This is a genomic window from Pseudomonas sp. TWR3-1-1 (genome assembly GCF_049896545.1).
GTDB classification, from domain to species: Bacteria; Pseudomonadota; Gammaproteobacteria; order Pseudomonadales; family Pseudomonadaceae; genus Aquipseudomonas; species Aquipseudomonas weihenstephanensis.
The window spans coordinates 403,313-422,462 of record NZ_JAFCUO010000004.1; the positions used below are offsets into that span (position 1 = coordinate 403,313).

The 19,150-nt window shown below is 57.3% G+C and carries 18 protein-coding genes and 2 tRNA genes; 10 read left to right on the top strand and 10 right to left on the bottom strand.

Annotation, left to right across the window (positions count from 1 at the left end; genetic code table 11):
• Positions 1 to 14 precede the first annotated feature (14 nt).
• The 7 genes from ureE to kch all read left to right on the top strand — a co-directional run bounded on the left by ureE (position 15) and on the right by kch (position 6,502).
• A complete protein-coding gene (ureE, locus tag ACP7A4_RS12520; protein ID WP_426247116.1) occupies positions 15 to 695 on the top strand; it encodes an urease accessory protein UreE in 681 nt (226 codons plus the stop codon).
• 20 nt (positions 696 to 715) lie between these two features.
• The gene (locus ACP7A4_RS12525) at positions 716 to 1,402 is read left to right on the top strand and encodes an urease accessory protein UreF (RefSeq protein WP_426247118.1); all 687 of its coding nucleotides are present in this window, start codon (positions 716 to 718) and stop codon (positions 1,400 to 1,402) included.
• 71 nt (positions 1,403 to 1,473) lie between these two features.
• The gene (ureG, locus tag ACP7A4_RS12530) at positions 1,474 to 2,118 is read left to right on the top strand and encodes an urease accessory protein UreG (protein ID WP_059762864.1); all 645 of its coding nucleotides are present in this window, start codon (positions 1,474 to 1,476) and stop codon (positions 2,116 to 2,118) included.
• Positions 2,115 to 3,080 (top strand): urease accessory protein UreD, encoded by a 966-nt coding sequence (locus ACP7A4_RS12535; protein WP_426247121.1) that lies wholly within the window; start codon positions 2,115 to 2,117, stop codon positions 3,078 to 3,080. The genes ureG and ACP7A4_RS12535 overlap by 4 nt, the downstream gene beginning before the upstream one ends.
• Before the next feature lie 85 nt (positions 3,081 to 3,165).
• The gene (gene yut, locus ACP7A4_RS12540) at positions 3,166 to 4,158 is read left to right on the top strand and encodes an urea transporter (protein WP_426247123.1); all 993 of its coding nucleotides are present in this window, start codon (positions 3,166 to 3,168) and stop codon (positions 4,156 to 4,158) included.
• A gap of 27 nt (positions 4,159 to 4,185) precedes the next feature.
• Positions 4,186 to 5,244, top strand: coding sequence for a HoxN/HupN/NixA family nickel/cobalt transporter (locus ACP7A4_RS12545; protein WP_059762867.1), 1,059 nt, complete (start codon positions 4,186 to 4,188; stop codon positions 5,242 to 5,244).
• An 82-nt stretch (positions 5,245 to 5,326) separates the two neighbouring features.
• On the top strand, positions 5,327 to 6,502 hold the full coding sequence (gene kch, locus ACP7A4_RS12550) for a voltage-gated potassium channel protein (protein WP_059762868.1): 1,176 nt from the start codon (positions 5,327 to 5,329) through the stop codon (positions 6,500 to 6,502).
• Positions 6,503 to 6,552: 50 nt separating this feature from the next.
• Here kch and ACP7A4_RS12555 read toward each other — a convergent pair whose 3' ends face one another.
• The gene (locus ACP7A4_RS12555) at positions 6,553 to 6,810 is read right to left on the bottom strand and encodes a CrcB family protein (RefSeq protein WP_426247125.1); all 258 of its coding nucleotides are present in this window, start codon (positions 6,808 to 6,810) and stop codon (positions 6,553 to 6,555) included.
• A 199-nt stretch (positions 6,811 to 7,009) separates the two neighbouring features.
• Here ACP7A4_RS12555 and ACP7A4_RS12560 point away from each other — a divergent pair, with 199 nt between their 5' ends.
• On the top strand, positions 7,010 to 7,291 hold the full coding sequence (locus tag ACP7A4_RS12560; protein ID WP_048365689.1) for a hypothetical protein: 282 nt from the start codon (positions 7,010 to 7,012) through the stop codon (positions 7,289 to 7,291).
• Here ACP7A4_RS12560 and ACP7A4_RS12565 read toward each other — a convergent pair.
• Together ACP7A4_RS12565 and ACP7A4_RS12570 are read right to left on the bottom strand one after the other, a co-directional pair.
• Positions 7,288 to 9,651, bottom strand: a complete 2,364-nt coding sequence (locus tag ACP7A4_RS12565) for a DNA polymerase II (RefSeq protein ID WP_426247128.1) — start codon at positions 9,649 to 9,651, stop codon at positions 7,288 to 7,290. The genes ACP7A4_RS12560 and ACP7A4_RS12565 overlap by 4 nt on opposite strands.
• Positions 9,652 to 9,681: 30 nt before the next feature.
• A complete protein-coding gene (locus ACP7A4_RS12570; protein ID WP_059762911.1) occupies positions 9,682 to 10,035 on the bottom strand; it encodes a hypothetical protein in 354 nt (117 codons plus the stop codon).
• 137 nt (positions 10,036 to 10,172) lie between these two features.
• On the opposite strand from ACP7A4_RS12570, the gene ACP7A4_RS12575 reads away from it, so the two are divergent.
• Positions 10,173 to 10,370, top strand: coding sequence for a tetratricopeptide repeat protein (locus ACP7A4_RS12575; RefSeq protein WP_177332367.1), 198 nt, complete (start codon positions 10,173 to 10,175; stop codon positions 10,368 to 10,370).
• 603 nt (positions 10,371 to 10,973) lie between these two features.
• The gene (locus ACP7A4_RS12580; RefSeq protein ID WP_426247130.1) at positions 10,974 to 12,689 is read left to right on the top strand and encodes an amidase; all 1,716 of its coding nucleotides are present in this window, start codon (positions 10,974 to 10,976) and stop codon (positions 12,687 to 12,689) included.
• 191 nt (positions 12,690 to 12,880) lie between these two features.
• Here the strand turns inward: ACP7A4_RS12580 and ACP7A4_RS12585 are convergent.
• The 7 genes from ACP7A4_RS12585 to ACP7A4_RS12615 all read right to left on the bottom strand — a co-directional run bounded on the left by ACP7A4_RS12585 (position 12,881) and on the right by ACP7A4_RS12615 (position 19,084).
• Positions 12,881 to 12,955 (bottom strand) — tRNA-Gln (locus ACP7A4_RS12585).
• A gap of 298 nt (positions 12,956 to 13,253) precedes the next feature.
• Complete coding sequence (locus ACP7A4_RS12590) at positions 13,254 to 13,709, bottom strand: glycine zipper 2TM domain-containing protein (RefSeq protein ID WP_059762872.1); 456 nt, start codon at positions 13,707 to 13,709, stop codon at positions 13,254 to 13,256.
• Positions 13,710 to 13,923: 214 nt separating this feature from the next.
• On the bottom strand, positions 13,924 to 16,479 hold the full coding sequence (locus ACP7A4_RS12595) for a hypothetical protein (RefSeq protein ID WP_426247132.1): 2,556 nt from the start codon (positions 16,477 to 16,479) through the stop codon (positions 13,924 to 13,926).
• Positions 16,480 to 17,408: 929 nt separating this feature from the next.
• Positions 17,409 to 17,523: transfer RNA gene (locus ACP7A4_RS12600), tRNA-Pro, on the bottom strand.
• 211 nt (positions 17,524 to 17,734) lie between these two features.
• Positions 17,735 to 18,244, bottom strand: coding sequence for a DUF2514 family protein (locus tag ACP7A4_RS12605; RefSeq protein ID WP_426247134.1), 510 nt, complete (start codon positions 18,242 to 18,244; stop codon positions 17,735 to 17,737).
• Entirely contained in the window at positions 18,241 to 18,774 is a 534-nt protein-coding gene (locus tag ACP7A4_RS12610; protein ID WP_426247136.1) for a glycoside hydrolase family 19 protein, read from the bottom strand. The genes ACP7A4_RS12605 and ACP7A4_RS12610 overlap by 4 nt, the downstream gene beginning before the upstream one ends.
• A gap of 58 nt (positions 18,775 to 18,832) precedes the next feature.
• A complete protein-coding gene (locus ACP7A4_RS12615) occupies positions 18,833 to 19,084 on the bottom strand; it encodes a hypothetical protein (RefSeq protein ID WP_426247138.1) in 252 nt (83 codons plus the stop codon).
• Positions 19,085 to 19,150 lie beyond the last annotated feature (66 nt).

Consider the following 19,150-nt stretch of genomic DNA (forward strand, 5'->3'; position numbering starts at 1 on the left):
AAGGAGTTTGCAACATGATTTTAATTGAACACATTCTGGGCAACGCCAAGAAAGACCCCGCCTGGCAACACACCCTCGAAGGCGCCCATATCGACTTGTTGGTACTGGACCCGCGTGAAGCGCAAAAAAGCCGCTGCCGCCGCACCAGTCTAGGTGGGCGTGATTTGGGCATTTCATTGGAGCGCAACGTGGTCTTGGCCGACGGCGACGTGCTGTTGTGGGATGAAGCCAGCCGCACCGCGGTGGTCGTGCAACTGAACCTGCGCGATGTGATGGTGATTGACCTCAAGGAACTGAAAAAACAGCCCCTGGATGTGCTGATCAAAACCAGCTTCGAACTCGGTCACGCCTTGGGCAACCAGCACTGGAAAGCCGTGACCAAAAACAATGAGGTCTACATCCCGCTCACCGTCGAAACCAAAATGATGGACTCGGTGATGCGCACCCATGGTTTTGAGCACCTGCCCTACGCGTTTGTCGGCGGGGCCGAGATTGTGCCCAACCTCACCCCATCCGAAGCACGCTTGCTGTTCGGCGGCGCCGAAGAAACCGACACCCACGTCCATGTCGCCAGCCCCCAGGACAAACTGGACGCAGCCGCGATGAAGACTCAAGGCCTGCACAGCCATGGCGACGGCATCCGCCATCGTCACAGCCACGAGCACGGCCACGCGCACCACGACCATAAGCATTAAGCACCGCAAAAGGCGTGACCATGAAGGCAGCAGATCTGATCCGCATCATGCAGTTTGGCGACTCGGTATTACCGGTCGGTGCGTTCACCTTCTCCAATGGGGTGGAGTCCGCCGTGCACACGGGCATCGTGCACGATGTAGCGACGCTTAAAGGTTTCGTGCACACAGCGTTGAAACAGGCTGCCAGTTGCGATGGCATAGGGGTGGTGGCCGCGCATCGCGCCGCTGTGGCGGACGATTGCGAAGGTATTTTGCGTGCCGACTGGGCGGTGCATAACCGCAAATTGAATGAAGAAAGCCGCCTGATGGCGACGCGCATGGGCAAAAAACTCGCCGAAATGTCGATCCATGTGGTCGAGACACCGCTGGTGCGCTGGTGGCTGGAGCAAATCAAGGCCGGCAACGCCGCAGGCACCTACCCCGTGACCCAGGCCGTGGTGATGTCGACCCAAGGCATCGGCGCGCGCGAGGTGGTGGTGATGCATCAATACGGGGTGGCGATGACCATTCTCAGCGCCGCAATGCGGTTGATGCGGGTCACCCACCTGGACACCCAACACATCCTGTTTGAACTCAACCACGACATCGAAGCCTTCTGCGACATCGCGCAAACAGGCGATATCGAGCAAATGTCGTCGTATGTACCGATTGTCGACGTGCTCGCTGCCGTTCACGTCAAAGCCCACGTGCGGCTGTTTATGAACTGAACCCGATGCGCCCCGTCTGGCACCTGCCTGCGCGGCATCGGTTTACATCTTGGTTTTTAGGAGCAAGTGCTGTGAAAAAGATTACCCGTATTGGTATTGGCGGCCCGGTCGGCTCAGGTAAAACCGCCATCATTGAAGTCATCACCCCAATCCTGATCAACCGCGGTTACAAGCCGCTGATCATCACCAACGACATCGTGACCACCGAAGACGCCAAACAGGTCAAACGCACACTCAAGGGCATCCTGGACGAAGACAAAATCCTCGGCGTTGAAACCGGGGCCTGCCCCCACACTGCCGTGCGTGAAGACCCGAGCATGAACATCGCGGCTGTCGAAGAGATGGAAGAGAAATTCCCCGACAGCGACCTGATCATGATTGAAAGCGGTGGCGACAACCTGACGCTCACGTTCAGCCCGGCATTGGCCGACTTCTACATCTATGTGATCGATGTGGCCGAAGGTGAAAAAATCCCGCGCAAAAACGGCCCTGGACTGGTGCAAGCCGACATTTTGATCATCAACAAAATCGACCTCGCGCCATACGTAGGCGCCAGCCTCGATGTGATGGAAAGCGACACCAAAGTGGTACGCGGCAACCGCCCCTATATCCTGACCAACTGCAAGACCGGCCAGGGCATTGAAGAGTTGGTGGACATGATCGAACACATGTTTCTGTTCGCCCAAAAACCTTCCACCCAAGAGGTCAATGCATGAGTTCACAGAGCCTGAACATCGTGAACACCCCTTCACGGCTTCGCGCTCACGCATTAGGCAATGACGCGCCGGAGCTGGCGGAGTATCAGAACGAACCGCCACAGATGAACAGCGGCGCCGTCGGTAAAAGCGGGTACTTGCGCCTGGGGTTTGAGCGGCGTGGGGGTCGCAGCATTTTGGCCGACGTTGAACGACGTGTACCGTCGCTGGTGCAGCGGGCCTTGTACTGGGACGAAGAAATGCCCGGCCTGCCCTGCGTCACCATGATCTCGACCTCGGGCTGCGTGCTGCAAGGCGACCGTCTGGCCACCGACATCAATGTGGGGGTGGGCGCATGCGCACATGTCACCACCCAGTCGGCGACCAAAGTGCATTCGATGAATGCCAACTATGCCTCGCAAATCCAGCACTTTCAGATCGAGGAAAACGGCTATCTGGAGTTCATGCCGGACCCGCTGATTCCGCACCGCAATGCGCGATTTATCACCGACACGCGGATCAACATTCACCCCACGGCCACCACGATTTATTGCGAAATCCTGATGTCGGGGCGCAAGTACCACCATGTCGATGAGCGCTTCGGCTTTGATGTGTACTCTTCGCGGGTCAGTGCCCAAACCCTCGAAGGCCGGGAGCTGTTTGTCGAGAAGTACATCCTGGAGCCGAAGAAGGAAAGCCTGGACGCCATTGGTGTGATGCAGACCTTCGATGTGTTCGCCAACGTGGTGCTGCTGACGCCCAAAGAACACCACGAGCGGATTGTCGCGCGGGTGCCTGCGCTGTTCGACATCAAGGCCGGGCTGGCCAGCGGCGTGACGCGCTTGCCGAATAACTGCGGGCTGATTTTCAAAGTGCTGGGCAATGACAGCGGCGAGGTCAAAGCGCAGATCCGTGAGTTCTGGAAAATCGCCCGCGAAGAAATTCTGGGCGTCACGTTGCCAGCGCAATTCCTTTGGCGTTAAACAGCCGGCTTGGCGGGTTCAGCTTTCAATAGCCCGCAGCCTGTTGCCAGCGTCTGCCAGGAGTCTTTAATGGGGAGGAAGTTCGATGGATGTTGCCAATGCACCCGCACCCAAATGGACACAATGGGCAAACAGCAATCGGCTAATTGAGATCATCGATGTCAGCCTGCGCGGCTGTGCTCAGGTTATGTTCCAGAACAACCCGCTGACCGGCGTACTGTTTTTCGCCGCGATCTTCGTCGGTGCCTACAGCGAGGGCATTCCGGCCGTGGCCTGGGGCTGTGTGCTGGGTACGGTTGTCGCCACCTTGGCCGGCGCTCACCTCAAGGACCGGGCGTCATGGAAAGCCGGGCTGTACGGCTACAACGGTTGCCTGGTGGGCGCGGCCCTGCCGACGTTTCTGCACGTAAGCCCGATCCTGTGGCTGTGCATCCTCTTGGGCAGCGTGGTGTCGGTGATTGTCATGATTTGCATCGCCGACATCCTGAAAACCTGGAAAGTGGCCGCCCTGACTGCACCCTTTGTGCTGGTGACCTGGACCCTCCTGCTGGCCAGCTATGCCTTTGGCGGCCTGCACAATTGCGCGCTGCCCTCGCCCAACCTGCCCCATGACCTGATCGCCTACAACAATGACCTGTTCGATGGCATTCACCTGTTCGACGGCCTGTTGAACGGCATCTCTGAAGTGTTTTTGATCAGCTCGCTGATCGCCAGCGCGTTGTTTATCGCCGGGCTGGCGGTGTCATCGTTGTGGGCCGCGGTGTTTGCCGTGTGCGGCTCGCTGCTGGCGGTGCTCACCGCCACGGTGCTGCAAGCCGAACACGCCAATATCAACAATGGCATGTATGCCTTTAGTGCCGTGCTGACGGCCATTGCGCTGGGTTCGACGTTTAATAAACCCAGCTGGCGTGTGCTGATCTACACCCTGATCGGCGTAATTTTCACTGTATTTGTACAGGGTGCTTTGAATACGCTACTGACGCCGGTGGGCATACCGACCTTGACCATGCCGTTTGTCTTGGCGTCGTGGCTGTTTCTGGTGCCCAACAAGGACGTCATGCCTGCCCACCGCCAATAGCGATCTACCCCTTAGCGGAGCCTTTACATGACAGCGATAGCCCAACCCCTGGTCCAAACGCCACCTTCGAAGACCACGCGCAACGCGATCTATTTGCTGATCGGCCTGATTGCTGCCAACGCGCTGGCCTGGCTCTGGGCGTTCAGTGAGTTTGGTACCAACCCGGTATTGATGGGCACGGCTTTGCTGGCCTACAGCTTTGGTTTACGCCATGCGGTGGACGCGGACCACATCGCCGCCATCGACAACGTCACCCGTAAACTCATGCAGCAAGGTAAAACCCCGATAGCCGTGGGCACCTACTTTTCCCTTGGCCATTCCACCATTGTGGTGCTGGCCTCGTTTGCCATTGCGGCCACCGCCATGGCGTTCAAGGACGATATGGCCTGGTTCCATGAAACCGGCGGGCTGATCGGTACCCTGGTGTCGTCGTTATTCCTGCTGTTGTTTGGCGTGCTCAACCTGGTGATTTTGCGCTCGGTGTACAAAAAATTTAAACAGGTCAAAGCCGGTAAAACCTTTGCCCCTGAAGAGCTGGACGGGATAGTCAGCAACAGCGGCGGTTTGATGGCGCGCCTGTTTCGCCGAGTGTTCAACCTGGTCAACAAAAGCTGGCACATGTACCCGGTGGGGTTTCTGTTCGGGCTGGGATTCGATACCGCGACCGAAATCGGGCTGCTGGGCATCAGCGCCACCAGCGCCTCCCACGGCATCAGCCTGTGGTCAATCATGGTGTTCCCGGTGCTGTTCGCCGTGGGCATGGCCTTGATCGACTCACTGGATAACTTCGTGATGATTGGCGCCTACGGCTGGGCGTTTTCAAAGCCGGTGCGCAAGCTGTACTACAACATCACCATCACGGCGGCGTCGGTGGTGGTCGCGTTATTTATCGGCGGTGTTGAAGCGCTCGGGCTGATTGCCGACAAACTTGAATTGAGCGGCGGCATCTGGACCCCGATCAATGCAATCAGCGATCACTTCGGTGAAATTGGTTACTGGATCATCGGCATGTTCGTGTTGTGCTGGCTGATCTCAGCCTTGAATTACTACCTGCGCGGTTATGACCACTTAGGAGCCAATGCCTGATGAACAGGTTCAGCAAAGGGATGTGCCCGTTATTGCCTGATCGACACTCCACCCACTCTTTCACTGAGGCGTCGTAGGAACCATGACTTTAAAAGAGGACATAAAAGCCAGACTTTCCTTTGCCCATGTGGTCGCCTTGCTGGTGGCCATCAATGGCTTTCTTTTATTTTTGCCGGTGTTGCAACGCGGGGTCGCGCACTCCAACGCGGCCCTGGGCACCTTCGACACATGGAAGGAGGCCTTGAGCTTTTTGGCCTTACTGGAAATACCCGGTTTCGTGGTCGGGCTGGTGTTGTTGTTGATGTCCATCGGTTTGGTGATCAAGTCACGCATCAGTTGGTTTTTTGCCCTGTTGTTGCTGGTGTCCACCGTCTGCGTCGACGTGTTCATCGTAAAAAAACCCACCTGGATAACCGTCTACTCGCTCTTCACCATTGCGGTGCAGGTGTATTACTGGCGCCGCTTTGACCATTACAGCCTGGCCACCGGCAGCTTCTTTGCCGTGGTCAGTGTGGCGTCATTGATCGTCTACAGCATGCTCGGCACGCTCTACATGGGCGACCAGTTTGCACCCCAGGTGAGCGATCTGCCGACCGCGTTCTATTTCGCCATTGTGGTGATGTCGACCGTGGGCTTTGGCGACATCGTGCCGCACACCACCGATGCACGCATGTTCACCCTGACCGTGATCATTCTGGGCATCACCATCTTCGCGATCTCAGTGGCCTCGATTGCCGGCCCGCTGATCAGCAACAACATCCAACGCATTGTTAAAGGCAGGATTACCCACATGGCACGTAAAAATCACTACATCCTGGTGGGCGCCAACTCGCTGGCGCAAAACGTCTACAAGAGCCTGACTGATCGTGGAGAGCATGTGACAGTGGTGTGCGCACCTGGCACCCAGCACGACTTGCCGGATAAAGCAGACATTATCGAGGGCGATACCTCGGCGGCTTCCACCTTGAGATTGGCCGGCGCGGGTGAAGCCAAATACATCGTCACGTTGTGCGACAGTGACGCAGAAAACGTATTCGTGGTGCTGGCGGCCAAAGAAGTGGCAGGCGATAACACGCAAACCATCGCGCTGGTCAACGAAAGCCAAAACATGAACAAGGTCAAGCGCGTCAACCCGACCATGGTGCTTTCACTGCCGCAACTGGCCAGCGAACTGCTGGTGCGCACCCTGCAAGGCGACACGATCAATAACGACCTGATCACCGAGATGTTCTTCGGTAAACGCACCTCGCTGGGCTAAGCCTTGCGCGTTCAATCCGCACGCAAGCGCTTGCGTGCGGGTATGACGTGTCACTGCGGGGGGTCGGTTGCACGCGGCGCTGGCCGCTTGGCACCGGCGATCAAACCCAGTTCTACCGCAACAAACCCTGTCACCAGGCTGGCCACCAGATAACACACAGACACAAACACCCCCGCCGGGTCGTTCATCATTTGCACCGCGCCAAACACAACGCTTGAGAACGTCGCCAACCCGCCCATGATCCCGGTGCCAACCATGACATGGATGTACTGATTGATACCGTTGCTCTTGAACAACGACGTGGCCACCGCCCAGGCCGACCCAAAAAACGTCCAGTGCCGTCATGGAAATTCCTCTGGCGGATGTGGGTAAACGTCAGGAACTCTAGTTCATGCAGCGCAGGCGGGCAGCTGCTGGGCGTCGGTTAGCGCGGGATTTGCCAGGCTGGCCCCGGCAAAAAGGAGTACCCTGCCGCCCTGCTCAGAATCCACCGCACACGGAACCCCCATGTACCCCAACGCTGACCGCTACAACCCTGACACCGAGTACGCCAACAAACTGGTCGACCGCATCGGCCAAACCCCCGCCTGGATTGCCTCGCGCATCGGAGTGACGGAAAAGCGCATGCGCTACATCCTCGCCGGTTCACGCACGATCAAAAACGACACCACCGAGATTTTCATGACCTATGCAGAGCAGTTCTGCATGGAGTGCCTGGCCGTTGAAGCCAAGGCCGCCAAAGACCGCGCCAAGTCCAAAGCCCTGGCTGATGCAGCCGACAAGGCTTAAAACAGTCCCAGTTGCCCGCCGACCAGCGCACTGAAGTCGTCATCGACGAACACCAGAATCGCATCCGCCACGGGCTGTAGCTGACGCGTCAGGTAGTGGTCGTAATCCACCGCAGCGGTCAGGTTTTCCAGTGGCTGTGGCCCGGCCACGGTAATCAGGTAGCGGATGCTGCCACCACGCTGATATTGGCGTGGCCGCCCGTGCCGGTCGTTGTAGTCATCGGCCAGGCGCGCCGCCCGCACGTGGGGCGGCACGTTGCGCTCGTAATCACTGAGCGGGCGGCGCAGGCGTTTGCGGTAGATCAGTAATTCGTCATGTTCGCCCGCCAGCGTGCTGCGCACAAAATCGCGCACGTAGTCCTGATACGGCTGACGCTTGAAGATGCGCTCGTACAGCGCCTGCTGAAACTGCTGCGCCAACGGCGACCAGTCGCTGCGCACGGTTTCAAGGCCCTTGTAGACCATCTCCAGTTGACCGTCAGGGCGTTCAACCATCCCGGCGTAGCGCTTTTTACTGCCCTCTTCGGCCCCGCGAATGGTCGGCATCAGGAAGCGTCGGTAGTGGGTTTCAAATTGCAGTTCCAGCGCGCTGCTCAGGCCATATTGCGCCTGAACATGGGCCTGCCACCATTGATTGACGTCGCTGACCAATTCACGGCCGATACGGCTGGCGTCGGCTTCGCTGTGTTCACTGCGCAGCCAGACGAAGGTGGAGTCGGTGTCGCCGTAAATCACGCTGTAACCCTTGGCTTCGATCAACGCGCGGGTCTTGAGCATGATCTCGTGACCGCGCAAGGTGATCGACGAAGCCAGCCGGGTGTCGAAGAAACGACAGCCACTGGACCCCAACACGCCGTAAAACGCGTTCATGATGATTTTTAGCGCTTGGGACAGTGGCGCATTCTTTTCACGCTTGGCCACTTCGCGGCCGTTGGCCACGCGCTCGATGATCGCGGGCAGACAATGCCGGGTGCGGGAGAACCGTGCGCCGCGAAAGCCCGGCACCGACGCTTCATCGCGCGGGTCGCGCAGGCCCTCGACCAAACCCAGCGGGTCAATCAGAAATGTGCGGATGATTGACGGATACAGGCTCTTGTAATCGAGCACCAGCACCGACTCGTATAAACCCGGTTGGGACTCCATCACAAAACCGCCGGGGCTGGCCTGGGGCGGGTTGTCGCCCAAATTGGGTGCGACAAAGCCCTGGCGGTGCATCAATGGCATGTACAAATGGTAAAACGCGGCCACCGAACCGCCACTGCGGTCCGCTTCCAGCCCCGTCACTGAGGCGCGCTCCAGCAGAAACGTGAGCAGTTCGGTGTGTTCGAAAATACGCGTGACCAGTTCACAGTCTTTAAGGTTGTAACGCGCCAGCGCAGGTTTGTCCTCGACGAACATGCGATTGATCTCGTCCATGCGCTGATACGGCGTACTGATGTCCTTGCCTTCACCGAGCAGGGTTTGAGCGACGTTTTCCAGGCTGAACGAGGGAAATGACCACGTTGCCGAACGCAACGACTCAATGCCGTCGATGATCAGACGGCCCGCCGCACTGGCGAAGAAATGGTTGTTGCGCGCGCCGTGCTCACGCCATTGCATTTCGCTGGCGCCACGCCCCAGCAACAGCGGGATGCCCAGACGTCGCGCGTGCTCATGCAACACCCGCATATCAAACTGGATGACGTTCCAGCCGATGATTGCGTCCGGGTCGTGCAGGGCCATCCACTGGTTCAAACGCTGCAACAGCTCACCACGACTGGCGCAGAACTCAAGGTCGAAATCGACAGCGCTGTCGGTCTCGGTGGCCTTGCCCAGCATGTACACCTGTCGTTGGCCGCAACCTTCAAGGGCAATCGAGTACAGGTCGCCTTGCTCGCTGGTCTCAATGTCCAGCGACACCAGTTTCAAACGCGGCCGGTAGTCGGGGTGGGGTTTGATTTGCGCATTGAGCAGCAGGCCATCAGCCTGCACCTGGCCGCTGAAACTGACCGGGGCTGTGATAAAGCGCTCCATCAGGTAGCGTTCCGGGGGGCGAATGTCAGCCTCATACACATCCAGCCCGGCACGCCGCAACCGCTGGGCGATGTCGATCAATTGCCCGTGCTGCTGGCAATAAAGCCCCACCACCGGGCGCGATTGAAAGTCGCACAAGGCCAACCCGCGAAACTCAACGTTGCGTTCATCCTGCAACAACGCCTCAGCCTGCTCGCGCTGCTGGGCCGGGATGAACGCAGTCGAGGTCTGATACGCCAGGCGCACCTGTTGCGGCCCCTCATCGGTGGCCAACCAAAATTCGACTTCGATGCCCGACGGCGTATCGCGCCAATGACGGGTCAGCACAAAACCCTGACGCAGGCTCACGGGGTCAACCTCAGCGCCAACGTTGCGCCGTTACAGGCATGTAGCCAACGCGGCCAAACGGCGCAAAGCCACGCTGTCATCGGGTTTGGCGGCGTAGTAGCTGGCGTTGGTGCCCGTGCCTTGGGGTTGCAGGTCAGCAAACGACTCGGCGCCACGGGTATACACCGTCATACGGCCGTTGTTGGCGTTGTCCATGTAGCCACTGGCATCCACGCCGTAAACCGCTTCGTCTTGCCACGCAAATTGAACACACTGAGCCACCAGCGGTGTCGGTTTGTCGGACATCAGCAGGCGAACCGGCTTTTGGTTGCGGGCCTCGTTCATCGCAGATGAAACACAACCGGCCAGCAGGGCCAGGCTCACAGCGCCAATCAGCATTCGCATCACGTATCCCCTCAAAAATGGCAAGCACGATAGCACGCTGATAGCGCGGTTTCATTTTCCCTGCGCACGCGCACCGCCCGTCGTTAAACAGTGATGCAGCGCACGACAGGCTGTCGCCCAATGCCTTGGACCGGGCAGTGGCGATGCAGGGTTGTGGCCAAGTGGGCAAAGCCTGCGAGCAATTGGAAGAACAGCTCAAGCGCCAACCTTTCAACCGTGAGGCGCGGCTGTCGCTGATCCAGTTCTATCCAGAGAACGGTGAGGAGCCCAAAGCGCAGGCGGTGCTGCAAGCGTGGAAGGCTATCAATCCTGAAGATGTGGCGCTCAAGCACTGAGCAGTTGCAGGGTAAGCCTGTGTTTGACGGCACAACGGCCCTCACGCGATGACCGGATCCACGACTGCGCAATTTTGGATCCAATAAAAATCGCACGCAAAAAAAAGCCCAAGTAGCTGATGGAAACTTGGGCCTTAAAAATGCATAAACCGTGGTAGGTGAACGCGGGGCGATCTTACCTCAGCGTTACAACTCGTAACAAGATATTTTGCATGAATATTTTCAATTTATTACTGATCTAAGTCATTAAATAACCAAATATTTTTCATTAGATTAGGCTCATAAGCCCATTCCACTTGGCCATAAGCTGAATCTTTTCAGCAGGTTATGCAGTCGGATCCAATTTGCAGGCTTATTTCACCTTTGGCCTTGACTCATCGAGGCTGCGCTTGAAGCGGCGATTTATCCCGAATGTGCATCGCAGATGGCCTAACCGCCCACGGATTAGATAAGCTCTGACCCCACGTTCAGCCCCTGTTGTGTGAGCCGTGCAATGAGAACCGATATGACAAGCCATTTTGAGCAACACAATGCCTCTGAAACCCAATGCAGGCCTGATGAGCGCAGTCACCTGTCCACCTCCCGATCAACGGCGGTGAAGGCATGATCGAAGTGACTGAAGTATCGATAGCCCAACTGCGCGCCGCGCTTGAGTCGGGACAAACTACTGCCGTAGCGCTGGTCGAGGCGTACCTGGCGCGCATCCAAGCCTATGACGGTCCAAACACCGCCACCGCACTGAATGCGGTCGTGGTACGCAACCCGCAAGCGCTCGAAGAAGCGCAGGCAGCGGATGCCCGTCGCGCCGAAGGTAAAACTCTGGGGCCGCTGGACGGTATCCCCTACACCGCCAAAGACAGCTATCTGGTCAAAGGGCTGACCGCAGCGTCTGGCAGCCCGGCCTTCAAGGACCTGATTGCTTATCGCGACGCCTTCACCATCGAGCGCCTGCGTGCTGCCGGTGCCATCTGCCTGGGCAAAACCAATATGCCGCCCATGGCCAACGGCGGTATGCAGCGCGGTGTTTATGGCCGCGCCGAAAGCCCCTACAACGCACATTATTTGACCGCACCGTTTGCCAGTGGCTCCTCCAACGGCGCAGGCACAGCCACCGCCGCCAGCTTCGCAGCCTTTGGCCTGGCTGAAGAAACCTGGTCCAGCGGTCGCGGCCCGGCATCGAACAATGGTTTGTGTGCCTACACCCCCTCGCGCGGTGTGATTTCAGTGCGTGGCAACTGGCCTTTAACCCCGACAATGGACGTGGTGGTGCCCTTCGCCAGAACCATGGCTGACCTGCTTGAAGTGCTCGACATTGTGGTCGCCGATGACCCGGATACCCGTGGCGACCTGTGGCGTCTGCAACCCTGGGTGCCAATCCCGCGTGCATCTTCTGTGCGCCCTGCTTCGTATGCGCAACTGGCCGCAAGCCCGCAATCGCTTGCCGGCAAGCGCTTCGGCGTGCCCCGCATGTACATCAACGCAGACCCTGAGGCAGGCACCGCAGAGAAGCCAGGCATTGGCGGCCCCACCGGACAAAAAATCATCACCCGCGATTCTGTGATTGCTCTATGGGAGCAGGCACGCAAGGCGCTCGAATCGGCCGGGGCACAAGTGATTGAAGTGGACTTCCCGCTGGTGTCCAACTGTGAGGGCGACCGCCCCGGCGCACCGACGGTTTTCAATCGCGGGCTGGTATCAAAAGCCTTTATGCATGACGAATTGTGGGAGCTGTCGGCCTGGGCTTTCGATGACTTCTTGCGTGCCAATGGCGACCCAAAACTGAATCGGCTGGCCGATGTCGACGGGCCGAAGATTTTCCCGCACGACCCAGGCACCCTGCCCAACCGCGAAGACGATCTGGCCGCCGGCATGGACGAATACGTGAAAATGGCCCAGCGCGGGATCACGCCGTGGGACCAGATCACGACGCTGCCCGATGGTTTACGCGGACTGGAACAGACACGCAAAATCGACCTCGAAGACTGGATGGATCACTTGCAACTTGATGCGGTGATCTTCCCCACCGTGGCCGACGTCGGGCCGGCCGATGCGGACGTCAACCCGCAATCTGCCGACATTGCCTGGAGCAATGGGGTATGGGTGGCTAACGGCAATCTGGCCATCCGCCACTTGGGCGTTCCGACGGTGACCGTCCCCATGGGCGTGATGCAGGATATCGGGATGCCGGTCGGGCTGACATTTGCCGGGCGCGCCTACGATGATTCGTCATTGCTGGGCTTGGCCAGCGCGTTTGAGGCCACGGGCTCAAAGCGCATGATCCCGCCTCGCACCCCGCCACTGAGCAGCAACCAGGCATAACCACCACGGGATTGGCGTGCGTGCACGCCAATCTTTACTGATTCAGGCTTCAAGCGCGCAATAACACTTGGCCATGACAGCGCTAACAGAGCGTGCTGAACAAGAACATAGATAGAAGAGGAGATAAAACAGACAACGAAATCACCTGACGCAGAGGCGCTGGGGGTTCGAAGAGATAAGCTTGGAGAAAATGGCAGGGGCGGCTGGATTTGAACCAACGCATGGCAGGATCAAAACCTGCTGCCTTACCGCTTGGCGACGCCCCTGTATCTGTTGCAACGAGTGCTTGGCACTCTATTCCTGGTTGTTCTGCGCAGGTGGCATATATGCCCTCTGCAGCAGGCCATGTGATGACCTGTCCCGGAATGCGCGCAAATTTACCAACATTTGTTACATCTGGGAACCCCCCAACGCACAAATTTATTAAAAAACAGCTACTTAGTGCAAAAAACCTGGCATATCCGCGTTTAGAGGACTTGTAAAGACGTGTACGCGCACTGCAAGAGAGGCGATCACGATACGGCGTTGCCTTGAGCCATCACGCCCAGGCAACGCCTGAACACGCTAGTTCTGGGGTACAACCCGGGCATCACTGCCTGCCCCCTCGATGTAAACGCTCATACCGGGCTTAAGTACGGGGTTGATCGGCTGAGTCACCGACACCAATACGCCGCTTTTCATGCGCACAATAATTTGCTGCGCCTGCTGAGGTTGGTCGTAGCGCGTTCTCTGTGTGTAATTACCCCCCGCCGCTCCCGCCAGCGCACCGGCGACCATCGCAACATCGCGCCCTGTGCCATGACCGATCAGGCTGCCGATACCCGCACCCGCAAGCCCGCCCAGAATCGCGCCTACGCCACTGTCATGGTTGGTCTGCACTTGCGTGAGCTCAATTTGTTCTATCACACCGGTACGGATTTCGAACTCACCCGGCCCGGCGTTATTAGCGCCTACCGCTACACAGGCACTCAGTACCAAGGCGGCCACTACCATCGTCAACGTTGAAAATGCGCTATTCATCACCGAACTCCGTGTTTAGGGCATGAGTTTATTCAAGGTGAAAAAGAGCGTAGCACAGGGTTTTTCAAGCGTTAGCCGCTCACTCCAGCCACACAGCTGCAGTCAGAACGCAGAGACTCAAACCACGGCTGAAGGGATGAGGTGAGGTACGGCTTAACAAGTGAAATACGGGCTTACAAGGTGCACATGAGCTTATAGATGCCGTGATGAGTTCCTAGTCCTTCTGCCCCTCCAGCACTTTTATGCGTGCCCACAGCCGCTCTATCTCTAATGCTTGGGCTTCTAGCATTTCTATCGCGATGGCTTGTGCTTCCACCAAATGCGGAACGTACTGCTCATACCCCATTGACCAGACATCAAGCCCGCCAGTATCTGCGTGATGGCTTACCCCCGTGAACGTGATGCCTATCTTTTTGGCAAGCGCGCTAACCTTCTGCGCGGGAAAACCAGCATGTAGGGATTTTCCGGCTTTAGACCCATCGGGTTTACCGCTCGTATACTGCGCCCGCAGGTCGTATCTGTATTGAATCGCCATGCCTTTGTGAGCACGAATAAACTCATATGATTTTTTTAGCGGCTTCACATCCGTCGCATCACGCTCATCCGCGCGAATTTGAAGAGCCGCGAACGCGTACGGGACCGTACCGAACGCGCCCAACTGAACCTGGTTGTCCCCGGTCGCAGCAGTGCTCGACCCCAGCAGGGTGCAACCGTTGAAAGCGTTTGGAGAAAATCCGGCCAGGGCACCTAAAAAAGTGTTGTTGATCCCGGTACTGCCTGCACCCGCTTGAGTGCCGACAGACGTAACGTATTGGGCACTGGCCTCAGAAAGAGCGCCAATGGCCACTGATTTAGGGCCTGATGCAACCGCGGACTCGCCAATGGCCACCGTTCTGTCACCACTTGCCGCGCTAGAAGCGCCAACAGCCACGCAAGGCGTGGCACCTGCCGCACTAGAAGATGAACCAATGGCCACCGAAAATGGCGACGAAAGACTCAAGGAGCCACTTCGCGCCTGGAAACCAATGGCGATGGCGTTGTCACCTGCGGCCAAGGACTCTCGCCCCACGGCCGTTGTATTGGCATAGGTGGCATAGGCAGCCCCATTGCCGTAACCGGCATATGCCCCCACATAAGTGTTACCCGACCCGGACAAGGCCATCATTCCAGCGTTGGAGCCATGGGCGGTGTTGAAGTTACCCAGCAGCAGGTTTCGCAATGAGTACCAGCCAAACGCACAGTTATCTGTACCGGTTGTATTTAGACCTAGCGACCAAAATCCCGTCGCTGTGTTGGCCGAGCCTGTGGTGTTATTGGTTAGGGATTTATAGCCGATAGCTGTCAGCTCTCGGCCTTTAGTATTGAGTTTTGCAGCCGAGTACCCTAACGCAATGTTGTTTGATGTTTCGTTGAATTCAAGTGCGTAGGTCCCTATCGCGGTGTTCTGATCACCGAACTGATTTGTTGCCAGAGCTTTGGCACCAATCGCAAGGTTATGCGCAGGGGTTTGAGGTAATCCATCGTATTTAAGACTGGCAAGTGTGTATCTATCCCCAAATGCAATGTCGTTTCGACCATAAGCGCAGGCCTTGAAACCAATCGGATTTTTTGGCCCGTTCTCTGTACCCGCTCCCGCCAGGGCAAACATCGTCTCCGCCACAGGCACAAGGGATAACGAATACACCTGACCGCCCCAGGAGGTATCACTCTCTATAGACACCGTTGTAAACGCGGTCCCACTCGTCGCATAGATGAAACTGTAAGTATTGGGGTCGATGTCGCGGTTATTTTCAACCCCTGCTGTTTTGATGGGCGCTGTTGAAAACAAGTAGCCCGACGGCTGATCAGACATTATCGGCGCGCCATCGAACTTGATATTCAAGCAACCTGCAACTTCGGTCTGAAGTACAACTGTCACCATGTAAAGCGAGAAGTCCGAGCCGGCTGGGGACGCGGTCGTTGTCATGTTTCCCAGTGATCCAGAAGCGTGATAGCCCGAGGCATCAAAATTCACTTTGCTGAACACAGCAAATTCGGGCAGCACGTTGTCACCGTTAAGCGAATAGTCACGCGTATTTTGAACAACCCCACCGAGGGCAAAGCAATTGTTTTCACCCACACGCTTTAGTACATCCGCCACCGTCTCAGCGTTATGCCCCAACAATAGCGAACCCTGGGAGCCCGACAGATGCTGGACTTTCGCAACCTCGTCATTTGGGCCTACATAAATAATGTTGTCTGCTGTATCCGTGAGATCTTCAGCGCTAACGCCACGTTCAGCTATAAGCCTATCAACAAAGTGCTTTGTGGCTGCGTCCTGCGGATCAACAGGATCTTTGACCGAGGCAATACGCCGATTTTGCGCATCGAAACAGTCACGCCCAAATGGTCGAGTCAGGACCTGACTGAAGAGTGCATAGGCTTTACGCACCAACAGGATCAATCTGTCGAACACGCCTGCGTTCGCCTTGGACAATGACGCTCCCCGCTTGCCTGACATGGCCTGCTGATAAACCTGCCTGTCCCGAAATACAATCAATTGCCCAGGGCCAGCCAGAATCTCTCGGGTCTGTATGCTCGCCCCGTCATTATTGCCAGCGCCGATGAGCGTGTAGTGCATTCCCATTAACAGTTTTGAGCTGACACCCTCAGGACTGATATAGATAACCACCAGATCCTTGCCATCCAGAAAATTGAAATAAAACGGGAAGCTATTAACTGTCCCGTTGGTCACAAACTCTGCACTGCAATCTATCGTGCCGACACTCACCGTCGTAACTCCTTTTAATACAGGCGAGATCAAGCCTGCCAATTGTTTATGTCTTTAGCGTAGCGCCTAGTTATCGAGCAAGGGGGCAGTATCCGGCAAACGGTCTGGCGCTATCTCCCCTGGTTCCCGCCAGTAGCCTTAACCTGGCTCGCGCTGGACACGGCACTGCATCAGGCTGAGATAGCCGGGCGAGAAGTATTCCTGTGCTTGGTGAAAAACAGGAGGCCCATAACAACTCTGGCGTATCTACTATTCGCGCCGGGGATGCGAGCTTTACTCAAGCGGATCAAACTCGCGCCAACGCGCGAGGCGTCTTCTTTCTCAACAGCAAGCTGAACAACGCTTCAACATCACCCAGCAGTGGCTGAGCCTCCACCTTACGTGGCTGTGGAGAATAGGAAGTCACGACATAGGGACAGGCCGCAGCCTTTGAGCTTTTCTGCCACACCAAAGTTTAAGCCAGACACACCGCCCAGCTCGCCATCAAACATATTTGGGGGCGCGCCCGACTGCTGACAATCTCGTTGAGTTGAGTTTTTACACCCTGAGCCGTGGTGCTAGCGAACAACGCAGCCCTGCATCCGGCTGACCCTAATCGTTTTCCTGAGCCAAGACGGATCAAAAGTGTTTGAAGGGCATAGAAACCGGGAAGGATTTGAACTGCCAGAAACTGCGCATACTCTCGCTGCTCCTGCGTGCTGTTGCTGTGCGTGAAAAGCGTATACACGACCATCTGCAAGCATCACCAGTCAATCGCCCCAAGGGCTGGGCAACTAATCGAAGCGGCAAACACAGCATCGTAGGCTGTCATGCGGGAGGGGGGGGGGGGAACAGACAAATTTGAGGCGTAAGTCGCGGAGATGTCCCGCAAAAGTCATGCACATGAAAAAGCCCAACTCGCAAAAGTTGGGCTAAGTCATTGAATAATATGGTCGGGACGGAGTGATTCGAACACTCGACCCCTAGCACCCCATGCTTGCATACCTCCTAAAAGCCCAATGAAATCAGGGCTTTGCACCTCGCGCTCGCTGCAACGACGCCCCACGGTGCTCTACCATGATGAGCCATTCCCCGAATTTCCCCCGACGTAGCATTCCACCCTACCCCGGCTTCCTGCCAAGACTCGCCTATCCCTTTTTGCGAAAAAAAGAAACATCATCGGGATCAATTCCTGCATGAATTGAGGTCGTGTTGATTTTTACGACCGCGAATGTAGGTCACTTACACGCCTCCCGCACGTACTCCAGCACCCCCTTCAACGCGGCACAGCTACCGAGTCATAGGATCGCTCGCAGGCGAACCCGGCCCTACGACTTGCTGTAAGCGCTGTCGCCAACTCTCCCGCATATCCATCAGCTTCTGATCGCAGCTCGGCGAGCAGATCGATAAGGTCATTGATTGTCTTGCCTCGCTGGGCAAGGCGGGTATTGAGGGTGGACTTGTCGGCAAGTAGCTGACGGGTTTTGTCGCGCAGGCTGTCATTGTCAGCGCGCTGCTCAGCAGCAAGAGCATTGTCTTTCTGTTTCTGGTGGGTTGCATCAGCGCGCACCTGGTCAATGGCTCGTTGGCGTTGCTGTTCGGTCTTGCGGGCCTTCTCGCCTGCCTTGGCGGCGGCATTAGCGATTTCTGAGAGTGCCGTTTGATGTGATGCGCTCAGCTCAGCCAGTTGCTTCCCGTAGCGCCAAGCGTCCACTTTCCATGTGGAAAAACAAGCAATGGCCATCGCCACTAGTACGGCAAAGCTAAGCCCGCGACCCTGACTCACGCCAACACCTTGAGCGCCCGCGCATACAGCGCCTGACGATCCGCTAGTCCATTCAGCCCGCCATTGATACGGCGGGTGATGGTTTCAAACTTGCCCTCATCAGCCAGGGTGTTGAGGCCTCGGGTGGCCCAAAACCACGCCGCCGACATGCACGCGTGCTGTGGCTTTTCCAGCAATTCGGGTTGGTTGATCAGGTCAAGGCCCAGCGCTTCGCCGCACGTTTTGTAGTTGCTGCGGCCGGTGATCTGGATCAGGCCACGCCCGCGAAACTTGGAGCCGTCGCCCGGGTGGGTGTTGCCGAGGTCGGCCCTGCCCTCGTATCGCGCTTGAGCGGCCGTTGGACCCCAGATTTCGCGCATATATTTGAGCTGACCTGATTCGTGGCCGATCTGGGCGATGAAGGCCGCGACACGCTGCGGGCCGACGATCTGGTACCGGTTCATGGCGGTGTTGAGGACAGGTGCAAAAACGCCGGCAACGTGGCCGGCGTTGGGGAGGATTTGCAGCAGCTGCTGCGCGGTGATGGGCATGGCTTTCTCCGGGCGTAAAAAAGCCCGCACTTGGCGGGGTTCGGTGGTTCGTGCGGCTTTAGTCTTTGGCCGGAACGACCGCCTTGGGCAGCGGGAAGCGTTTCTTGATGTCGGCGACGGAGGCCAGCCACGCGGTGTAGTCCGGCGCGTTGCCCTGGCTCAGGCCGTCATAGTCAGCCTCCAGCCGTAGCGGGTCTGACTCGCTCAGGTAAGCCGCGCGGCGTGTGGCCAATATGCCGTCGAGTTCGGTGCGTTCTTTGTCAGCCTGGAGCTGTTCGGCGGTTTTGAGTTGGCTGAAGTCGATGTTCATTCAGGAAGCCCTATGTGGCCGTTACGTGGATTGACGATGTCTTCGGGGAAGTTGGCAGCGTCCGTA